We start from the raw sequence: 1,676 nt of genomic DNA, 5'->3' as shown, positions 1-1,676 counted from the left end.
GGATATCCAGCAGGAAATCCACGCGAATATGGATGCAGATCGTGATGCATTCGTTTCGTACGCCAGCCTGCTTCTGGTAGCTGTCGGCCTGACCCTGTGGATTTGCTTTGCGATTGTACGCAATCTGCTAAAAACCTTGGGCGGGGAGCCCGAGTACGCCGCCAAGGTTGCCCAGAGAATAGCCAAAGGTGATCTGTCAACAGCCATCAACCTCCAGCCCAACGACACGGCAAGCCTGCTGGCTTCCATGAAATCGATGCAGGACGGGCTGCGTGAGATGGTCGAACAAATCGTCGTAGCAACGGTTCAGTTGGCCGGATTAGCTAAGCAGTTGTCGGCCTCATCGCATCAGGTGCAGGATGCAACCAACCAGCAGACAGACGCAGCAGCGACTGTCGCGGCGACTGTTGAAGAGATGACCGTTAGCATCAGCCACATATCGGACAACACTGCAGACGTAAACAAGAGCGCCATTGATTCAAAGCATATGGCAGAGGAAGGGGAGCATTTTGCCCAAAAAACCATAGCTGAAATGAACAAAATCGTCGAAAACGTCAATCAGTCATCTATCTTCATGCAAACGCTTGACGACCAATCCCACAAAATCGCCGATATTGTCAATGTCATCAAGGAAATTGCCGATCAAACCAATCTTCTGGCGCTCAATGCAGCCATAGAAGCCGCAAGAGCGGGAGAGCAAGGGCGCGGCTTCGCCGTGGTTGCCGACGAGGTGCGAAAGCTGGCAGAACGCACGAAACTGTCCACCCAGGATATCGCCGCGATGATCGAAGCGATTCGTACCGGTACGATGCAGGCGGTGGAAAGCATGGCGCAGGGAACAGTCATGGTCAATGTGGGCATGGAACTTGTCGGCAATACCGGGAACTCGATGGCGACCATTCATGGCAGTACCGACAGTGTTCTGGCGGCAATCGATAGCATTTCTACCTCGCTACGCGAGCAAAGCTATGCAAATAATGAGATCGCCAAGAGTGTCGAAAACATCGCCCAGATGTCGGAGCGAAACTATGCCGCGATATGTGATGTTGTGTCCTCCGCTGATCAGCTTCAGATGCACTCCGAAGCCTTGCGCCAATCAGCTTCCCGGTTTCAGATCAGATAACCGACTGTAGTGCGGCGCAGGCTTTCAGTGCTGACATTGCTTCAATGTTAGCATTGGCCGGCGCACCTCATTTAGGCGTTCGTCAGTCCTGTGTGGGTCGGGAGGGCTTGACGGACGCCCGTTCAAACTCTACGACTGCTACCGCAGCATTACCGACGACAATGGGAAAAACATGAACAACTATTCTGGCGCGATAGTGTGAGTTCGACATGTGAGAAATCGGTCGCCAGTACTTTTGGGCCCAGTCTTTTTCCTCGAAAGTTATCCTACGGCTGCAATACGCATTACTGCTGCCGCTTAGGACGCAGACCTCCAATGACCTTCAGGCCTGTCTCTTGATCAGATCTTGATCCCCTGCGCCATCAGATCCTTGGCGGCAAGAAAGCCATCCAGTTTACTTTGCAGGGCTTCCCAACCTTCCCAGAGGGCGCCCCAGCTGGCAATTCCGGTTCGCTTGCTGTCCATAAAACCGCCCAGTCTGGCTATCGCCATGTAACCGTCATTCCGCACCTGATTTTGCTATTTTCAGTGCTTGACGGCGATCGGCCGTTCT

Annotated in this window: 1 protein-coding gene and 1 pseudogene; one reads left to right on the top strand and one right to left on the bottom strand. The window is 53.2% G+C overall.

Annotated elements, in window-relative coordinates; genetic code table 11:
* Positions 1-1,123 (top strand): methyl-accepting chemotaxis protein (locus PG883_RS23405; protein ID WP_270808445.1); only part of this gene is annotated, 1,123 nt, incomplete at its 5' end.
* A 339-nt stretch (positions 1,124-1,462) separates the two neighbouring features.
* Here the strand turns inward: PG883_RS23405 and PG883_RS23400 are convergent.
* Positions 1,463-1,618: pseudogene (locus tag PG883_RS23400) on the bottom strand (IS4 family transposase); the annotation flags it as partial.
* Positions 1,619-1,676 lie beyond the last annotated feature (58 nt).

Origin of the sequence: Aeromonas sp. QDB25 (assembly GCF_027707725.1) — a bacterium.
Classification (GTDB): Bacteria; Pseudomonadota; Gammaproteobacteria; order Enterobacterales; family Aeromonadaceae; genus Aeromonas; species Aeromonas caviae.
The sequence above is the reverse complement of the archived record's forward strand: the minus strand, read 5'-3'. Positions and strand labels throughout refer to the sequence as shown.